Here is an 18,730-nt window from a genome sequence, read left to right on the forward strand (position 1 = left end):
TTTATCTTAACATAAGCAATGCTACCACATAGTCACAACGATTTATCACTACGCAACAACTACATTTTAAAGATGGGAATTGATGACTCATCGCAGTTTAATAATCACTATCTACTCATAAAAAACATGAAGGTATCACGATGGATAATCACAACGCTGTTTCTGCCGCAGAGTATGCAGAAAGTATTATTAACAATCCTTTGATTAGTCCTAATATTGCTGATGGAGCAACCAATATCGACACGTACTCGTTGAGCATCATGACCGATCGCAATCAGGCATTGGCAGCCACTGTCTATCGCCCTAAAGAGGGAACGACAAAAGCGATTATGATCGCGCCCGCCACAGGAATCAGACGTCATTTTTATCATAGTTTTGCCCTATATTTAGCAGAGAGCGGCTTTGGCGTACTGACTTTTGATAATGACGGGATTGGTGAGTCGCTTTCGACCAATCTGGCAAAGTGTGATGCTTCGCTCATAAGTTGGGGGCGACACGATATGCCTGCCGTACTTGATGCGCTGCAAGATGAGTTTCCCGAGGCGTCTTATCACCTTATTGGTCATAGCGCAGGCGGGCAGCTTATCGGTTTGATGCCAAATTATCAGGCGATTACGTCCGTATTCAATGTCGCGTGCTCTTCAGGCCGCATCAAAAACATGAGCATGCCTTATAAGCTCAAAGCCATGGGATTTATGGATGCTTTTATCCCATTCACCAATTTAACACTAGGCTATACGCCTTCAGACAAGATTGGCATGGGCGAGCCACTACCGCGCGGCGTGGCTCGTCAATGGCGTGAATGGTGTAATGGCGCAGGCTATATCAAGACTGCTTTTGGTAAAAGTATACACACCCATTTTTACGATGCACTCAGCATGCCAGCATTGTGGCTCGGTTTTAGCGATGATGATATTGCCAATAGCGAAAACATGGATGACATGATACGCGTATTTACGAACATGCCCGTCGAAAAGCGGTTTTTAAATCCTGAAGATTTCGGATTAAATCATATCGGTCACATGCGCTACTTTAGCAGTAAAACCAATGCTAAAGCGCCAGAGCTGTGGCAAATGGCAGTAGATTGGTTTAGTAAAGGTGAATAGCGTTGTTCATCCATCAATATATAGTCAAGTCAAATTAAAAATGACACAACGAGATTAAAGGCTATTTTTCGCAGCCTCTGGAGACGAAGTCACAGCAAGCAAGGAAAATAGCATTTAATCGAGTGTGTTTGTGATGCTACATCAGTTTTATTTGGGCTTTACTATAAGAGGCCGTCGCGACTGATATCATTTATTTGTATCAATACACAAAGTCGGTAAATGCGCTTTTATTACTTAGCATTGTTTGTTTTTTCTGCTTCTATCCGCTTCTTTAGGGCAGAATACAGTGACGGCTGCATACTATGAATATTGCCTATCATCCATTTAACATAGCTGATAGGCACCTCTTTGATTGGCTTGCCTTTGTGTTTGCCAAATGGCATCTTGCTCACAGGCGTCGCTTTATTTGAGATAGCATGTGCCGCTGCAAAATCGGTCGGCGCAATCTCTAAACGCTCGCAGCAGGCTTGATAAAGTAGATAACACATCCGTGCATCCCCTAGCGCGTCATGAGCGGCAATCGTCATCGTGCTCGCCTCGCCCTTACCCAATAATTGCTCGATACACTTAGACTGACCATAAGCGCGCCACTCTGGAAAGGCAGCACGCGCGAGTCTCACAGTACAAATCAGCTTAGCAGAAGGACTGCCAATCACTCGCCAATCAAAGCGTACATTATGGCCAATCAAATACTCTGGCAGCTCAAACTGATCCAACTCAAAACGCTCAAGACCAGCCACATCAGCATCAGTAATACCATGCACCTTGATGACGGCAGGGGATATAGAGCGGCCGCTATTGAAGTACTTCATCCATTCAAATCCAGTTGCCACGTTGATCGTCGCCACTTGAATGGGTCTCGGATTACGGCCTTGATCGGTTTCAGTATCGATGACAAGCGCTGTTTCAGCCATAGTAGCCGTATCTGTCATGTCAGCGGTGTTCAAAGCATCATTCATAAAAAATTAACCATCCATAGCACCATCATCGCTCAACCGAAGCGTTAAGTAGATAAAGTTATATTTGCTGTGCTTGTATTTAACCACACCTGTATTTATGGGGATAAAAACCATAGATAACAATGCGATACATACCTTAGCGGCTAGGGCTTTTATAATATTAGCTCATATAATATAAAACAGATAAGAGACATCAATGCTAGCAGATGGAAAAAGCCAACCACCGAAGCCTTCTTTTGTCAGTCGTGTACTCGGCGTACTGATTAAGGCAGTTGTATTGATAGGATTCTTATTTGTCTTTGATAAGCTGCTACCCAGTATTAGCGAGCAGACCCAATCATTTGTGGTCGCCAAGTGGCAGCAGATGAGCCTATTACAACAAGAACTGCCAACAGAAAACAGTCTCCCCAGTCCACTGCCAGAGAAAAACCTGACGGACACTTGGGGTGCGGCACGCAGTCAAGGGCGCTCACATGAAGGCATCGATATCTTTGCAGAACGTGGCACGCCGATACAGTCAACCACGCAGGGAATTGTGAGTAAGGTTGGTGAGAATAACTTGGGTGGGCGCGTGGTCGTCGTGGTAGGGCCTGGCGGTGCTGGTCATTATTATGCGCATCTAGAAGACTATGCCGATATTGCGCCCAATGATTGGGTCAATCAAGGCGATATTATCGGCTATGTGGGTGATAGCGGTAATGCAAAAGGGACACCGCCACATGTACATTACGGTATTTATATCAATGGCAGTGCCGTCAACCCTTACCCGCTTTTGCAAAAAGACTAGGTATACTAAATTAGTCATGCTAAATAAATCCGCATGACGAGTCTAAACAATATGGGGCAATGCCTGTACTAATTTGTCGCAGCCGACCTTACATACGCGGCTGGAAATACCACGCTAAATGTCGACCCCTCTCCCTCTATTGAGTCAATCTGCAACTGCGCTTCGTGCTGATGCAAAACGTGCTTCACGATAGCCAGCCCTAATCCTGTACCGCCTGTGGCACGACTACGCCCTTTATCAATACGATAAAAGCGCTCCGTCAAACGCGCAATATGTTCTGGTGCGATACCAAGTCCATCGTCCTCAACGGCAAATCGGCACCCATCCGATGTCTGCGTCCAACTGATGGTAATATTACCGCCTTTTGGCGTATATTTAATCGCATTGATGACTAAGTTGGACAAGGCGCTGATCAAGTACACCTCTGACCCATATAACCCATCATAAGTATCTATGTGCAAATGAATGGTGTGCTTGTACGCTTGGTTATATGCCTGTGCATCATCATAGATATTGGTGAGGAGTTTGGTCATATCGACATCATTAAACTCATGCGTCTCTTCGATTTCAATCTTGGAGAGCAGTAATAAGTCATTTACGATTCGATTCATACGGGCTGTTTGCTGGGTCATCAGCTCAAAACCGCGACGCCACTGCGGCGGCATGTCTGGTTGGTGAGAGAAGTTCTCCAAATAGCCCATCATTACTGTCAGCGGTGTGCGTAGCTCGTGCGAGACATTCGCCACGAAGTCTTGGCGCATTTGCTCTAAATGCTGCACGCGGGTCACATCATAAATAAATAATAGCTTCTCATCACCAAAAGGCGTGAGCTCACACTTTAGATAACGACTGGGATCGCGCCACGATTCTATATGAATACCATCATTGGGCAAGGTGGTGTTTTGATAGTACTGGCGAAACTCGGGCACAATGATAAAGTCAAACACACTTTGGCCTTTGTCAGCTGGCTGCAGTGACAAGAGATCCTGCGCCGCCTGATTCCACCACTCTAACCCATCATCTTCATTCAGTAAGATGACCGCATCTCGCAATGCTCGCAGCGCACTTCTGATTTTCTCTAATTGCTCCGCCGCATTTTGGCTAGCGATTTGTACTGGCGCATCTTGCTGGTCATTATTATAGTTATGGTCTTTTTTCTTTTTTGCTGGCGCTATCTTGTTCATTTCTTATCCTTACCACTATCCGCTATTTTATTTATTGTTATGGTGGCATTGTTCATACAAGATCAAGTTATCAAAAATCAACTTATATAAGATTAGCTTGGCTCAATAAGACTAGAGAACCGATAGCCTGTACCGCGCACCGTTTGTATCAATGTATCACAATCATAAGGGCGCAATAGTTTACGTAGACGCTTGATATGTACATCAATGGTTCGATCTTCGATATAAACGTTACCGCCCCAAACCTGATCGAGCAGCTGCGTTCTTGTGTAAGCGCGCTCTGGGTGACTCATAAAAAATGCTAATAAGCGATATTCTGTTGGGCCGACCTCGATGACTTTTCCTGCGGCTGTCACGCGCTGGCTTTTGGTATCGAGACTCAGCTGACCAATTTCGATAGGCTTGTCGCTACTCATCGCGCTACTACGGCGCAAGACCGCTTTGATTCTGGAAATCAGCTCGCGCGTCGAAAAAGGCTTAGTCATGTAATCATCTGCACCTGCATCGAGGCCGTGAACCTTGCTGTCTTCTTCGCTTTTGGCCGTTAGCATAATGACGGGTATCTCAGAGAGCATCTCATCGCTTTTGAGCATACGACAAAAATCAACACCGCTCTTGTCTCCGGGCAACATCCAATCTAATAATATTAATGACGGTCTATGATCGACCACTTGCTGATGCGCTTCTGATACGTCAGCCGCTTGTAGGCTATCAAACCCAGCCATTTCTAGCGTCATCACAACCATTTCACGAATCGCAGGTTCATCTTCAACAATCAAAATTTTCTCATTATACATAGGACATTCTCGGTGTTAGCGGACAAAATCTGGCATATAAAAAGGCGATAAATACTCACCAGTCTCTATCTATTAAACGGATTAATTATGACAGCCTGATGACACTCTGATGTCAGATCTCCAATAGAAAATTAAGTGGTCCATCATTGATGCTTTCAACTTGCATATCAGCGCCAAACTGACCAGTGGCTACATTCGGATACTGGGTTTTGGCATAGTCGATGAGTTGCTCGAACAGCGCTTGGGCCGCATCAGGTGCCATCGCGCCACCAAAGTCAGGGCGGCGACCTTTATCCGTTTTTGCCATCAGCGTAAATTGTGACACTAATAACAATCCGCCGCCGACTTGCTGGACGTTTTTATCCAGTTTACCAAATTTGGCAGGATCGTCATCATTTTCAAAAATACGATAGGTCAATATTTTGTCAATCATTCGCTTGGCGGCGGCGAAATCATCATCATGACCCAACCCAATATAGGCCAATATCCCATGATCAATTTTGCCAACACAATGCTCATCGATAGTGACGCTGGCACGGCTCACTCGTTGTATCAGTGCTTTCATTTACGACCTTCTTTATTTATAAATGGCTTACAGTTTATGGTCAGACAATAATACGCTGTCCATGATAAAATATGGCCATTAACTTGCCTATGCAATAATGACATCACATCCTATTTTGGTAGCCTTATTATGAATGTATTTACCACCTTACAACAGCTGGTACCGCAGCAAAAGCTCAGTAAAGTCGCTGGACGTTTGGCCGCCAGTCGTCATCCTTATGTCAAACGCACCTTTATCCGTGGTTTTGCCAAAGCTTATAATATCAGCCTAGATGAGTATGAGCGCCAGAGCCTTAATGCTTATGAGAGTTTTAATGACTTTTTTACCCGTGAACTAAAAGAAGATGCTCGCACCATCGATACCACCGCAAACGGCATCGTTAGTCCTGCTGACGGTATCATCTCTCAGCTTGGGCAAATTAAAGATCATAAAATGCTACAAGCCAAAGGGCGTCACTATGACGTTGGCCAATTGCTTGCTGATAGCGAAGATGGCCGTTATTTTGCCGATGGTAGTTTTGCGACAATCTACCTAGCACCTAGCAATTACCACCGTGTTCATATGCCATTTGCCGGTACGCTGACCAAGACTCGCTATGTCCCTGGTACGCTGTTTTCGGTCAACAATACCACGGCAGCTAATGTGCCGGACTTGTTTGCACGTAATGAGCGTTTGGTCTGCATGTTTGATACCAAGTATGGCAAAGCGGCCGTTGTCATGGTAGGCGCTATGATTGTCGCTGGTATCGAAACCGTCGCCACTGGCAAAATTACCCGCACGGATGATATACAAGAAGCGGATCACGATATGCAGTTTGCGGCAGGCGAAGAGCTTGGTCGTTTTTATTTAGGATCAACGGCTATCGTAGTGTTGCCAAAAGCAGCAAAAGCCGACTGGCAAGAGACCATGAAAGCCAATAGTTTTGTAAAAATGGGTCAATTACTGGGTGTCACGAAACCGTAATTTATTTCTAATATAATAAAAAATAAAAGCCCAGTGAAGCGTATATCACAATGCTCAACTGGGCTTTTTTATACCTAGCGTTTTTATAGATTTACGCGTCGATCAACCATCCTTGCTGGGTCGCATAGTCAATATTGTGTGATAGCCATTTATGAATAGGAGCAAAGCTGTCTTGAATGAACGCATGTGCACCTGCGACTTGACTACGTGTCACTCCAAGCTCACGCCACGTTTTGCCTTCAGTATTTAAGTTGAGCAAAAATGGCAGTAAGCGATCGACCACTTTGAGTAGCGCAGTCTCTTTACTACTGCCTGTCTCTTGCGCCTCCCAAATCTCACTCAAATTGCCAATCCCATTGCCGCGTTCGCCTTGCAATCTGGCGATACCCGCTCGCTCCTCAACATGTGCATCATGACGCGAGTCGGCGTACAAAAACGTAACGTATCGCCCGCATCAATCTCGCCCAAATCATGTACCAGTGCCATCTTTAGCAATTGTTCATGATTGACATCCAGCTCAAACAACTCAGCGATCGACCAGCATGCCATTGCTAAGTGCCAAGAATGTTCGGCAGAGTTTTCTCTGCGATCGGTCTCAGTCACGTAACTACGGCGATTCACGCGTTTGAGCGCATCTAGCTCTAGTAAGAAATGAGTGACGTCCTCTATATCGATAGTTGTAGCAGATTTTTGATCGGTCAATGACGTCAGTGTGTTTGAAGACATATTTCTCTCTGATTTTTTGATAATTTTACACATTACGGTGTGGCTAACAACAAAATAGCGCTGATGTTATCAAGCGCTATCTCTTATAAGTCATTGGGTCAAATGACTGAGCACCCTATTATATAACCATCTACTTAATCAAATTCAGAATGGTTTTGAAGGCAGGGTCTTCACTGCTACGGCACAACTCAAACAAAATGGTTTCTACTGTCGAGATTATCCCACCTGCACGGCGAATACGGCGAATGGCTTGTTTTTTGTCGTATGGAAAACGCGAGCCAACAGCATCGCCAATAATGACCGGTTGCATCCCATTGTCTAGCAAATCAAGCGCGGTCTGTAGCACACAGACGTGTGCCTCAACTCCGATAAGCAATACGGTACTACGGTTTTGCTGCGCTAAATGATGCCATGTGTCATTGTTATCGCAGGCACTAAATGTGACTTTTTCAAAGCTCTTTGCATTGTCGCCCTCTAGCACATCACGAAGCTCTGGCAAGCTATCGCCCAATCCTTTTTTATACTGCTCGTTGAGCATGATGGGGATACCAAGCGCTTGCAGTCCTTTGATTATGGTCACTGTTTTTTTGACGATATTTTCGTGATCATAGATATGCGGCGTTAAGCGCTCTTGTACATCGATAATCATCGCTTGGGTATTTTCACGAACGATTCGGTAAGTGCGGTCGGTAATCATGGTAGACATAGTACACTCCTTGTACGGCTGATATTTATTATAAAAAGCTATTTTAAAATGACCATCATTAGAATTTTCATCAATAATAGTCTTAGCTCAGCTCACCCTTATTTAGTCACAGTTTCTTGAATGCGTCAATGGAGATAATTTTCATACGTACCTGTGTGCTCTTTACTACGCCAAGCATTAACTCGCTCATTATATTCACAAAAAACCCCCAGCCATCACGGCTAGGGGTCATTATTAGAATATTTTTAATCAACAAATGTTACAAACTGGTTGCCGATTTTAAAATTAAACACGCTCGATAATAGTCGCGATACCTTGACCCAGACCGATACACATCGTCGCTAGACCGATTTCGGTATCTGACTGCTCCATTGCATTGAGCAATGTCACTGTGATACGAGCACCTGAACATCCTAGTGGATGACCTAGAGCAATCGCGCCACCGTTGATGTTGACGATATCTTGCTTGTCCGTCAAGTTCAACGCTTTTAAGACTGATAGGCCTTGTGCGGCAAAGGCTTCGTTTAACTCGATGGTTTGCATGTCATCGATGCTCATGCCAGCACGCTTCAAGGCTTTGTTGGTGGCTGGTACAGGACCATAACCCATAATCGCTGCGTCACAACCAGCGACAGCCATGCTACGAATACGAGCGCGCGGCTTTAGACCAAGATCTTTGGCTTTTTGCGCGCTCATGACTAGCATCGCTGACGCACCGTCAGATAGTGCAGATGACGTCGCAGCAGTCACTGTACCGCCTTTAGGGTCAAAGGCTGGGCGCAGTTTTTGCATTTGCTCCATCGTCGCATCTGGGCGAATCACTTCATCGACGGTACATAGCTGCAGGCGGCCATCTGCATCATGACCTTCGATGCCGATGATTTCATTATCAAAACGGCCTTCAGTGGTCGCAGCCCATGCACGGCGATGCGATTCAAGACCAAACGCATCTTGCTCTTCACGCGTAATGTTATTCATACGGCCTAGCATCTCAGCGGTCAAGCCCATCATATTTGAGGCTTTTGCATAGTGCTTAGAAGCGGCAGGGTTTAGATCAATACCATGCATCATGCCGACGTGACCCATGTGCTCAACACCGCCAATGATAAACACATCACCTTGGTTGGTCATGATTTGTGCAGCTGCGGTATGTAGTGCCTGCATAGATGAGCCGCACAGACGGTTAACCGTTTGTCCACCAGCAGTCTTTGGAATACCTGCCAATAGGCCAATGTTACGACCGATGTTCATGCCCTGCTCTAGTGTCTGGTTGACACAGCCCCAAATAATATCTTCGATGTCATTGGTGTCAAAGTCATTACGTTCGACCAACGCGCGTACCAGTTCAGCGGATATGGTATCCGCACGTACATGGCGGAACATACCGTTTTTAGATCTTCCCATCGCCGAGCGTACGCCATCTACGATGACCACATCTTTTGGACTTAAAGTTGTCATACTATCTTCCTTTTCAATTTTTATTGTCAGTGTTGTCGATTTAATCGGGCTCTATAGCCATCTATCACGCGATCCGTACATCAGTACGATAACTATCTAGATGTTTTCGCGCTGGATATTATCGCGGCAGGCCAGACCTGATAAAACCGACCAAAACGGTGTGTCTGCTATTTTTTTATCACCGATAGCGACGTCAGCAAACGCACCCCACTTATCCTAATACGGTATGCTCGTTACGCTGTGGCGTAAAAAGTCTCGCCAGCGGCTGCCATGTCGCGAATCTTTTGCGGCGCTTCATAAGCTTTGCCAAGGTGTGCGTATTTTTCGCATAGTGCCAAGTAGTTATCGAGACCCATTTGGTCGATATAACGACAAGGACCACCGCGGAATGGCGGGAAACCGACACCCATAATCATTGCCATGTCAGCCTCGGCAGGCGTGCTCACGATGTTGTCTTCTAGGCAGCGAACCGTTTCGTTGCAGAAAGCCAGCATAGTGCGGTCGATGATCGCTTGATCGTCGAATTCTTGCTTCTCACTGTCAGTCGTGGCTTTTAGTAACTCGTAAGTGGCTTCATCGGCAACTTTCTTTGGCTTACCGCGCTTGTCAGTTTCATACTTATAGAAACCTACGCCGTTTTTCTGACCGAGACGCTCATTCTCATATAGATGCTGGATGGCGCCTTTATAGTCTGGTTTCATGCGATCTGGGAAACCATCCGCCATCACTTCTGCGCCATGTACACCTGTATCTAGACCGACGACGTCGATTAGGTATGCAGGGCCCATTGGCCAGCCGAATTTTTCCATGACTTTATCAACATGGGTAAAGTCAGCACCTTGCTTGAGCAATAAATCAAACGCGCCAAAATATGGGAACAAGACACGGTTGACCAAGAAACCTGGGCAGTCATTAACCACAACTGGCACTTTACCCATTTTTGAGGCGAGTGCTACGGTAGTCGCGATGGCTTCTTCAGAAGATTTTTCACCGCGGATAACTTCAACGAGTGGCATGCGATGGACGGGGTTAAAGAAATGCATACCGACGAAGTTTTCTGGACGCTCAAGCGCTTCTGCTAGGAACGTAATTGAGATAGTCGAGGTGTTTGACGCTAGGATGCAGTCGTCTTTTACTAGCCCTTCTACTTCTTTTAGAACTGCACGCTTCACATTTGGATTTTCTACGACCGCTTCGATAACGATATCAGTCTCGCTAAAGTCACCATAGTTCAAAGTAGGACGGATGCGGCTTAAGGTTTCACCCATTTTCGTTGGGGTCATCTTCTTACGTTCAACCATTTTACCAAGCAGTTTGCTGGCTTCGCCCATACCAAGATCTAATTGCTCAGACTTGATATCTTTCATGATAATTGGCAATCCTTTGCTGGCCGCTTGATACGCGATACCGCCACCCATGATACCAGCGCCTAGTACAGCGGCCTCATTGATATCATGTGCAAGCTTGCTGTGTTTTTTGGCCAGTTTTTTGACTAGCTGATCGTTTAAGAATAGACCAACCAAGCTCTCTGCTTGCGGGGTTTTAGCAGCTTTGGCAAAGCCAGCAGCTTCAACTTCAATCGCTTTGTCACGTGGTAGGTTGACGTGCTTTTCAATCGCTTCAATAGCAAGAGCTGGTGCTGGGTACTGCTTAGGATTGGCTTTAGCAAAAATAGCACCTTTGGCACTATTAAATGCCATAGCTTGCTCAAGCTGGTTTAGCTTAACAGGAGCCAGTTTTTCTTCACGTTTTGCTTGCCAATCAAGCTCACCTGAGATACATTTTTTGACCAAATCAATGGCTGCATCTTGCAAGTCGTCAGCTGGTACGGTTGCATCAACCAAGCCGAGTTTTAGCGCATCAAGTGGTTTTTTTGGTGTGCCAGTGGCGATAAGCTCAAGCGCGTTATCGATACCAATGATACGCGTACTACGAACCGTACCACCGAAGCCTGGGAAGATACCTAGCTGAGTTTCTGGTAGACCGATAATCGCTTTGTCACTCATGACGCGGTATTCACAAACCAAGGTCATCTCACAGCCGCCGCCCATTGCCGCGCCATTGATGGCAGCCACTTTCGGGAATGGCAAATCTTCAAAACGATTGAAAGCGTCATTGATATGAACGACCCAATCTTTGATCTCGCTTTCTGATTTTTTGAAAGAAGCCACAAACTCTGTGATATCAGCCCCAGCGATAAACACGCCTTTGCCTGAAGTGACGATAAGACCTTTGACGTCGTCCGCTTTTTCTAAAGCAGTCACGGCTTCACCAAACTGCTTGTTGGTTTCGGCATCAAATTTGTTCACGCTCTCATTTTCGGCGTTGTAGTGCATGTTGGCGATGCCATCTTCTAGCATTGTCACCGTGATGCGATTTCCTTGGTATACCATTTGAAACTCCTTTCTATATAACGAAAGCTACGTTTTGAATTAAAATAAATAGCCAGTTACTGTTAGTAAAATGGGTAATAGCACTGTGCGCCGCCTTCAAGACAAACATCGTCATGACGACAAACCACTAGCGGGCGCACAGTGAAGATATCTTTATTATCCAGTGCTCATGATTTGATACTTATTTTGACGTCTCTTGTACCCCATCACACGGCGCTTCATTTATATGTTGCAAATACCGCTATTAAAATACTGACTGAGACATGGTTTAACACTGACAATTGCTGAAGTAATACGCTCAGTAAAAACCCATTACAGTTGACATCAGACCATTTTCACGTCAATTAGTGTAGGGGATTATGCCCCTAGCTGTCACAAGCTAATGCCATACTCGCAAGTCACTCTTAAATCACCTGTAGGCATTTACCTTATGCGCAAAGTGTTTTAGTGAATACTTGTATACTGAGTTGCTATTTTGAATGTATTCGGTCTTGCTCGTCTTTACGGTCTACCACCTTAAGGGTGATAAACCGTTGGTGTAGCCCAATTAATATAACTTACTTAGCTTGCGCTTTTATCAAAACATATTCAACCAGCAAGTGACATCAGCGATACGTAACCAAGACTTGTTGTAAGATTACGTTTGTATTGCCTCGTTTTTGGATAAATCAGAGCTATAAAATGCAAAAAACAAACGATTGATACCGTGTCTCACACGAGCAATATGGCCTATCATGCTACACTAATACCGTTTTTACCTTGTCCTTAATAAATTTTCATTGTATCCCTGATAAATGGTTGGATTATGACGGTTTCCCTTACTTCTAGCGCTACCTCTTCTGGCTTTGCCCCTTTTAACGCTGTCTCTTTTCAAAGCACTGAGCAATTTCATGGTGCTGTGCGCGCGCAACTGGCGCAAGATATTGAGGTCTTGTTTGCTTATGCCAAGCTGCCTAGTCCACTGGTAGATGCCTGTCGTTATGTCATAACGGGCCAAGGTAAATTGGTGCGCCCATTGATGGTTGCCAGTGCTTTTGCCAGTATTAATAGCGGTAATAGTGAACGTACAGACGAGCGCAATGACGACATCGACATGCTCAATGCTGATCTAGACTCATTGCTAGAAAACGACTCAGACTATGATATGTCGCGCCGTGCTGCATTGGCCGTAGAGCTACTACATACCTATTCGTTGGTGCATGATGATTTGCCATGTATGGATGATGACGAGCTGCGCCGTGGGCAACCGACTGCTCATATTGCCTTTGATGAAGCGACGGCACTGCTGGCAGGCGATGTATTGCAGACGCTCGCGTTTGAAGTATTGACCGCAGAGATGCCAACCTTTGCGCCATTCGATGCCAATATCGCAAGTCAGCTGCTCGCGATATTTGCGCCGCGCGCTAGACGCATGGTGTCAGGTCAGATGCTGGATCTCAATGCCGAAGCCAGTACTGATATTGTGCAAAACGATTTAGAAGCCATCCATCGTGACAAGACAGGTGCACTGATTGAAGCGGCCATGCTTATGGGCGGCGTCTGTGCTGGCGCAACTGCCCCGCAGCGTATGGCATTGCAAGAGTGCGCCCAATATATCGGTCTTGCCTTTCAAGTTCAAGACGACGTGCTAGATGTCACCATGACGACTGATACCCTTGGTAAACCTGCGGGTAGCGATGAAAAATTAGATAAATCCACCTATGTAAAGCTGATGGGGGTTGAGCAGGCGACCAGCTATGCGCAAGCGCTATTTAACGATGGACGCGCGGCTATTTCTCATGAACTAAATAGTCGTGAGCTTAGCGACAATGAAGATAACATTGGCAAAAATAATGACGCACTACTGGCACTGATTGAATGGCTGTGGTCACGTAAGAAATAACTTAATAAGCGTCATTATTCTAAAAAATAGCGAGTGGTCAACATGGACAGTAACCCTACCCCGCGCATTTACCTCGGCACTGGTGGCTATAGCGACACGGATTTGCTCGGTACGCTGTACCCACAAGGTACTAAAAAGACCGACTTTTTACGTGAATACGCCAAACAATACGGTGCAGTCGAAATAAACAGCACCTTCTATGCGCCGATTGGACAAAAGGCATTTTCGGGCATGGTGGATAAAGCCTACGTGCAAGCAGACAGCGCGCTCAAATTCGCCGTCAAGCTGCATCAAGATTTTACTCATGCACGTAAAGGCACTGCTGAGCACGCCGAGGCATTTTTAAATGCATTATCCCCACTTATTGAAGCGGATGCGTTAGCGCCGTTACTGCTCCAGTTCCCACATGGCTTTGATCGTACTCGCGAGCATCGTCTGTACTTGGCAGAACTTGTCAGCTGGTTTAAGGACTATCCGCTTGCCATCGAGTTTCGTCATAACGCATGGCACACGCCGCAAGTGGTCGATAGCTTTAAACAGCAGGGCCTGATTTGGTGCAGTGTCGATTATCCTAAAGTCAGCGGACTGCCGCCCTCGCGCCTGATATTTACCGAACGTACGGGCTATCTGCGAATGCATGGCAATAATCTGAACTGGTGGGATGCGATGAGCGCCGCCGATCGTCATGACTACCGCTATAGTGAGGCGGAGATGCAGGACTGGGCGCAAGCGATTGCCAATCAGCGCCAGCACTTTGACACGCTCTATATCTTTTTTCAAAATACCGTGAAAGCGCACGCTTATTATAATATTGCGATGCTGCGAGAAGCGCTAATAGCGCACAACTTTGACGTACTGTAGTTAACCTAAACCCTAATTTAATAAGAGCGCTATGGATTCACTCAGTCAAATCGTCTTGGGCGCGACCGTCCAAGGGGCAGTACTTGGCAAATATCAGGGTCGCAAAGCCTACCTATACGGGGCGATACTGGGCACGCTACCTGACTTGGATGTGCTTATCAGCTACCCCGATCCCATCAGCGACATGACCTACCATCGCAGCTTTAGTCATTCCTTATTTGTCCTGAGCACAGTAGGTATCGCAGGCGCTTGGCTAATCAGTCGCTATCATCACTGGCGCAATATGCCGCTACCTTATTCAACGCGGCGTTTAGCACTCGCCATGACGTTGGTGTTGACCACCCATCCTATCTTGGACAGCTTTACCGTCTACGGCACGCAGCTATTTTGGCCACTGCAAGAACCTTTGCAGATGACCCCAATCAGTATTGCCTCCGTCTTTATCATTGACCCGCTCTATACCTTACCGCTACTGATAGCGGTAATCGTGGGCGTTATAAAAGGGTGCAAACTTGCGGTATTTAAAGCAGTAATGCTGATCAACTTTCAACGCCTTGCGGTTTGGATACTGCTGCTCAGTAGCAGCTATTTATTATTGGGCTTAGGACTAAAATACCACGCACAGTCGCAAGCGGAACAAACTTTGGCAGCGGCTAATATCCATACTTCGCGCATCAAAACTATGCCCGTCTTGCCGACGATACTCATGTGGCGTACCGTTGCCGAAGACGATCAACATAGACTGATTGAGATATGCGGCAGTGCCTTAGATAGCCGCTTGCCTGAATATCGCTACCTGACGCAGTATGACAACGCGCAGACGCTACGCGCAAACCTGCCAGCGCAAAGTCAACCCTACGCCCAGCGTCTTGACTGGTTCTCTGATCATTGGACAGGATATCGCGTCCAAATGCTACCCGCCACTTCTACTACTGGTGATACAGCCGAACAGCTGGTCGTCGATGATTTGCGTATGATGGCAGGTGACACGGCGTTCTTTAGTTTTGTGTTGGCGGATAAAGCCAATGACAATGCGCAATGGCAAGCCAACACCCCGATAGACGCCCCTGTTATCACGGTAGATAATGAACCTACACCATCACGCTTTGAGCTGATTCAGCAAGGCTTTAAACGGGTGTTTGATGAGTCGATGGTAGATGGTGATGGTGGCTGGATAATGGTTGATTAAAGTTGGTCATTAGTAATGACAGGGGCTGGGGTTTTAGAGTAAAGTCAATGCGCATGCTTATTATAATATTGCGATGTTGAGGGAAGCGTTGGGTAAGTTTGGGTTTGAGGTTTTGTAGTTTTTGAGCAGCGTAATACACTGATATATAAAATAGGTGTAGCATGGGTGAAATTAAATTAAATATACAGTTTTAATTCAGTACACTATTTACTATGAAAGTTAGCGTCTAAAACCACCATTACAAATTTGAAATCGGAGGGGAAATGTCAATTTCTACAATTAGTAGCAATCTTATAAGAACCCAAAAAGAGCTAGCTGATGCTACCCATAAAATTAGTTTAGAAACTAAGAAAGAAACAGCTTGTTCAAATAGAATCAACTCTATACAGAAATCTATAACCAAGAATACCGCTGAAAGTGCGCTTAAAACAAAACATGGAGAAATTCAGCGGAAATTAAATGAAATATCGAAAATTCAAACTAAAAAAGCCGCCTTAGTTAAGGTAGAAGCAGCAAAAAATGCCAAGATACTAAAACTCAAACAAGACTTAGCAAAAGAAGAAGAAAAAGAGCGTAAGAAATTATTAGCATTAGAAAAACAACAACGAAAAGAACAAATAGCTTTTCAAACTAAGTTGCAAGATGAAATTCAAAGAACTTCTCGAACGCAACATATAGTAGTAGGCGAATACATAATGGATAAATCATTACAAGTAGTCGAATACGATTTATTTATTTCACATGCTTCTGAGGATAAGGAAGAATTTGTACGACCATTAGCCGAAACATTAGAAAATTTAGGTGTGAAGGTTTGGTATGATGAGTTTACTTTAAGAGTTGGTGATAGCTTAAGAAAAAATATAGACCATGGTCTCATAAACTCTAGATTTGGCACAGTCATCTTATCTTCATCTTTTTGTTCGAAAAATTGGACTCAATATGAGTTAGATTCAATGGTAGCTAGAGAAATGGATGGCCACAAAATGATTCTTCCTATCTGGCATAAAGTAACAAAGAATGAAGTGATGAGTTTTAGCCCAGCTTTAGCAGATAAGGTTGCACTGAATACCTCAATGAGTAGTATTGAAGAAATTGCAGATAAGTTGGCAGAAGTAATATTATCAGAATGAATCAAACCAAAAAAAAGGACGCCTCTCAGCGTCCTTTTTTATTAATCGAAACTTTAGTGATTAAAGATTACTCTTCAACACCAGCATCTTGACCTTTATATTTTGCGTTTGCGTAGTCCCAGTTCACGAGCTTGTCTAGGAACGTATCAACATAGTCAGGACGACGGTTACGGTAATCTACATAGTACGCGTGTTCCCATACATCACAAGTCAATACAGCGACTTGGTCGTGTGCCAATGGGGTATCAGCGTTAGCAGTTTTGGCGATTGATAGTTTGCCACCCACTTTATCAGCGACTAGCCATGCCCAACCTGAACCAAACTGAGTCAATGCTGCGTTTTTGAACTCTTCACGGAACTTGTCATAGCTACCAAAATCTTCTTCGATTTTTGCTTTTAGATCACCAGTAGGTTCGCCGCCGCCGTTGGTTGGCGTCATGCAGTTCCAGTAGAACGTGTGGTTCCATACTTGGGCTGCTTGGTTGAACATACCTTGCTTGCTGTCATCTTTAGCAGTCGCTTTGATGATTTCTGGTAAGGTTTTGTCTTCTAAACCAGAACCTGGTAGTAGCTCATTTAACTTGTTTACGTAAGCAGCATGATGCTTGTCATGATGATATTCTAGCGTCTCGGCACTGATATGTGGCTCTAGCGCGTCTTTTGCATATGGGAGATCTGGTAAAGTAATATTTGACATAATTATTTTATCCTTGCTTATTTGGCCACTCATACTACTGTCTCTCTAAATACAGACATACCTAAAATAGATACGCCTTAAGAATAGAAACACTTGGTATCGAGCTAAATTGGCTGAGTTTATTGTTTGAAGTGAATGTTATCGATTAATACACGTGATTGCTTAACACTGTATCACGTATTATTATGAATCCAAAATTAACCTAGCTGTTATTGTTCGTCCAAAAGCCAAGTGTTTGACTCTATAGACTTTTATTAACTTAATATTCACAAGCTATAAGATATATTTCACTGTAGCTTGGTCACTATTATAACAACAGCCCCTAATAATATCAGTTACCAAATGTTATAGCTCGTATATTCTGCATCGTCACTGGTTATTTATTCAACGATGACCTTTTACCTCGTCAAACCCTATGCCATCAGTACTAACATCGTTATCCAGGTCGATCTATATATAGTCAATCCACTAAAAAAGCGTTACAGCGTTAACCTCGCTTGAAGTATGACGTATACATCTGCACTCGGTTGCCTTGTACCACTCTTAAATTGGATCAACTATAGCATCTATAAAAATACCAAAAGTTAAAACTCGGCTAATTCATTCATATTTTTTATATAACGGAACGACCCTATGAGCACTACCGATACCGTACAACTCGCTCCCCAATCAACCTCTGATAACCAGTGGGTGCTGGCCAGCAATAACAAAGGCAAATTGGCTGAGTTTAAACGGCTATTTGCCGAAGCGAACTTGGACGTGACGATTGTCCCGCAAGGTCAGCTCGATATCGACGATGCGATAGAAGATGGGCTCAGCTTTGTCGAAAACGCCATTATCAAAGCACGACATGCCAGCCGTATCAGCGGACTGCCTGCGATTGCTGATGATTCTGGTTTGTGCGTGCCTGTGCTGGGTAATGCACCAGGCATCTACTCGGCGCGTTATGCTGGTGAGCATGGCAATGATAGTAAAAACAACGCCAAGCTCATTGCTGACTTGCAACCATTACGCACGACCCAGCCTGACACACCGATTGAGGGTATGTTCGTTTGCGTGCTGGCTATGGTGCGTCATGCAGATGATCCATTACCGATTATCGCTCAAGGCTTATGGCACGGCGAAATCTTGGATACGCTGCACGGTGACGGCGGTTTTGGCTATGATCCATTGTTTTGGTTACCTGAGTTGCAAGCTAGTGCGGCAAGCCTAAGCGCGGCTGATAAAAATCGTCTCAGTCATCGGGGGCAGGCTATTCAGCAATTATTGGCACAACTGCCTTTATAGGTTCTCTTATAAAAATTTTATAGGTTCTCTTGTAAAATAA

General features: G+C 44.9%; 18 protein-coding genes. 8 read left to right on the plus strand and 10 right to left on the minus strand.

The features are described from left to right. Positions 1 to 140 precede the first annotated feature (140 nt). Positions 141 to 1,106 (plus strand): alpha/beta fold hydrolase, encoded by a 966-nt coding sequence (locus AC58CZ_RS12740; protein WP_494224842.1) that lies wholly within the window; start codon positions 141 to 143, stop codon positions 1,104 to 1,106. A 230-nt stretch (positions 1,107 to 1,336) separates the two neighbouring features. On the opposite strand, the gene AC58CZ_RS12745 is transcribed toward AC58CZ_RS12740, so the two are convergent. Next, positions 1,337 to 2,065 (minus strand): putative quorum-sensing-regulated virulence factor, encoded by a 729-nt coding sequence (locus AC58CZ_RS12745; protein ID WP_227517138.1) that lies wholly within the window; start codon positions 2,063 to 2,065, stop codon positions 1,337 to 1,339. Between the two features lie 196 nt (positions 2,066 to 2,261). Between AC58CZ_RS12745 and AC58CZ_RS12750 the strand changes: the two genes are divergently transcribed. Continuing rightward, positions 2,262 to 2,852 carry a M23 family metallopeptidase gene (locus AC58CZ_RS12750; protein WP_071002897.1) on the plus strand — a complete coding sequence of 197 codons (591 nt, stop codon included), beginning with the start codon at positions 2,262 to 2,264 and terminating at the stop codon, positions 2,850 to 2,852. 68 nt (positions 2,853 to 2,920) lie between these two features. Here the strand turns inward: AC58CZ_RS12750 and phoR are convergent, their stop codons facing one another. The 3 genes from phoR to dtd all read right to left on the minus strand — a co-directional run bounded on the left by phoR (position 2,921) and on the right by dtd (position 5,398). Then, a complete protein-coding gene (gene phoR / locus AC58CZ_RS12755) occupies positions 2,921 to 4,036 on the minus strand; it encodes a phosphate regulon sensor histidine kinase PhoR (RefSeq protein ID WP_071002896.1) in 1,116 nt (371 codons plus the stop codon). A gap of 92 nt (positions 4,037 to 4,128) precedes the next feature. Beyond that, positions 4,129 to 4,833 carry a phosphate regulon transcriptional regulator PhoB gene (gene phoB, locus AC58CZ_RS12760; RefSeq protein WP_058025125.1) on the minus strand — a complete coding sequence of 235 codons (705 nt, stop codon included), beginning with the start codon at positions 4,831 to 4,833 and terminating at the stop codon, positions 4,129 to 4,131. Between the two features lie 112 nt (positions 4,834 to 4,945). Beyond that, positions 4,946 to 5,398, minus strand: coding sequence for a D-aminoacyl-tRNA deacylase (gene dtd, locus AC58CZ_RS12765; protein WP_071002895.1), 453 nt, complete (start codon positions 5,396 to 5,398; stop codon positions 4,946 to 4,948). 129 nt (positions 5,399 to 5,527) lie between these two features. Between dtd and asd the strand changes: the two genes are divergently transcribed. Further along, a complete protein-coding gene (asd, locus tag AC58CZ_RS12770) occupies positions 5,528 to 6,361 on the plus strand; it encodes an archaetidylserine decarboxylase (RefSeq protein WP_075107328.1) in 834 nt (277 codons plus the stop codon). A 91-nt stretch (positions 6,362 to 6,452) separates the two neighbouring features. Here asd and AC58CZ_RS12775 read toward each other — a convergent pair whose 3' ends face one another. From AC58CZ_RS12775 to fadB, 5 genes are all read right to left on the minus strand, one after another. Then, on the minus strand, positions 6,453 to 6,794 hold the full coding sequence (locus AC58CZ_RS12775; RefSeq protein WP_494224843.1) for an HD domain-containing protein: 342 nt from the start codon (positions 6,792 to 6,794) through the stop codon (positions 6,453 to 6,455). Next, the gene (locus tag AC58CZ_RS12780; protein WP_494224844.1) at positions 6,701 to 7,087 is read right to left on the minus strand and encodes an HD domain-containing protein; all 387 of its coding nucleotides are present in this window, start codon (positions 7,085 to 7,087) and stop codon (positions 6,701 to 6,703) included. Before AC58CZ_RS12780 ends, AC58CZ_RS12775 begins: the two co-directional genes overlap by 94 nt. Positions 7,088 to 7,217: 130 nt before the next feature. Continuing rightward, positions 7,218 to 7,793 (minus strand): isochorismatase family protein, encoded by a 576-nt coding sequence (locus AC58CZ_RS12785; RefSeq protein ID WP_186473536.1) that lies wholly within the window; start codon positions 7,791 to 7,793, stop codon positions 7,218 to 7,220. Between the two features lie 285 nt (positions 7,794 to 8,078). Continuing rightward, entirely contained in the window at positions 8,079 to 9,251 is a 1,173-nt protein-coding gene (gene fadA, locus AC58CZ_RS12790) for an acetyl-CoA C-acyltransferase FadA (protein WP_286708181.1), read from the minus strand. A gap of 233 nt (positions 9,252 to 9,484) precedes the next feature. After that, positions 9,485 to 11,644 carry a fatty acid oxidation complex subunit alpha FadB gene (gene fadB / locus AC58CZ_RS12795; RefSeq protein ID WP_286708180.1) on the minus strand — a complete coding sequence of 720 codons (2,160 nt, stop codon included), beginning with the start codon at positions 11,642 to 11,644 and terminating at the stop codon, positions 9,485 to 9,487. Positions 11,645 to 12,449: 805 nt separating this feature from the next. Here fadB and AC58CZ_RS12800 point away from each other — a divergent pair. The 4 genes from AC58CZ_RS12800 to AC58CZ_RS12815 all read left to right on the plus strand — a co-directional run bounded on the left by AC58CZ_RS12800 (position 12,450) and on the right by AC58CZ_RS12815 (position 16,706). Then, a complete protein-coding gene (locus AC58CZ_RS12800) occupies positions 12,450 to 13,526 on the plus strand; it encodes a polyprenyl synthetase family protein (protein WP_286708179.1) in 1,077 nt (358 codons plus the stop codon). Between the two features lie 42 nt (positions 13,527 to 13,568). Then, positions 13,569 to 14,387 carry a DUF72 domain-containing protein gene (locus tag AC58CZ_RS12805; protein ID WP_494224845.1) on the plus strand — a complete coding sequence of 273 codons (819 nt, stop codon included), beginning with the start codon at positions 13,569 to 13,571 and terminating at the stop codon, positions 14,385 to 14,387. A 31-nt stretch (positions 14,388 to 14,418) separates the two neighbouring features. Continuing rightward, positions 14,419 to 15,576 carry a metal-dependent hydrolase gene (locus tag AC58CZ_RS12810; protein ID WP_494224846.1) on the plus strand — a complete coding sequence of 386 codons (1,158 nt, stop codon included), beginning with the start codon at positions 14,419 to 14,421 and terminating at the stop codon, positions 15,574 to 15,576. A gap of 263 nt (positions 15,577 to 15,839) precedes the next feature. Continuing rightward, positions 15,840 to 16,706, plus strand: a complete 867-nt coding sequence (locus AC58CZ_RS12815) for a TIR domain-containing protein (RefSeq protein ID WP_372815497.1) — start codon at positions 15,840 to 15,842, stop codon at positions 16,704 to 16,706. 67 nt (positions 16,707 to 16,773) lie between these two features. On the opposite strand, the gene sodB is transcribed toward AC58CZ_RS12815, so the two are convergent. Further along, a complete protein-coding gene (gene sodB, locus AC58CZ_RS12820; RefSeq protein ID WP_075107319.1) occupies positions 16,774 to 17,403 on the minus strand; it encodes a superoxide dismutase SodB in 630 nt (209 codons plus the stop codon). Between the two features lie 633 nt (positions 17,404 to 18,036). On the opposite strand from sodB, the gene rdgB reads away from it, so the two are divergent. Then, positions 18,037 to 18,690: an RdgB/HAM1 family non-canonical purine NTP pyrophosphatase gene (gene rdgB, locus AC58CZ_RS12825; RefSeq protein WP_494224847.1), complete on the plus strand. Its 654-nt coding sequence runs from the start codon at positions 18,037 to 18,039 to the stop codon at positions 18,688 to 18,690. The last annotated feature ends 40 nt before the right edge of the window (positions 18,691 to 18,730 follow it).

The organism is Psychrobacter sp. CR212 (assembly GCF_059693765.1).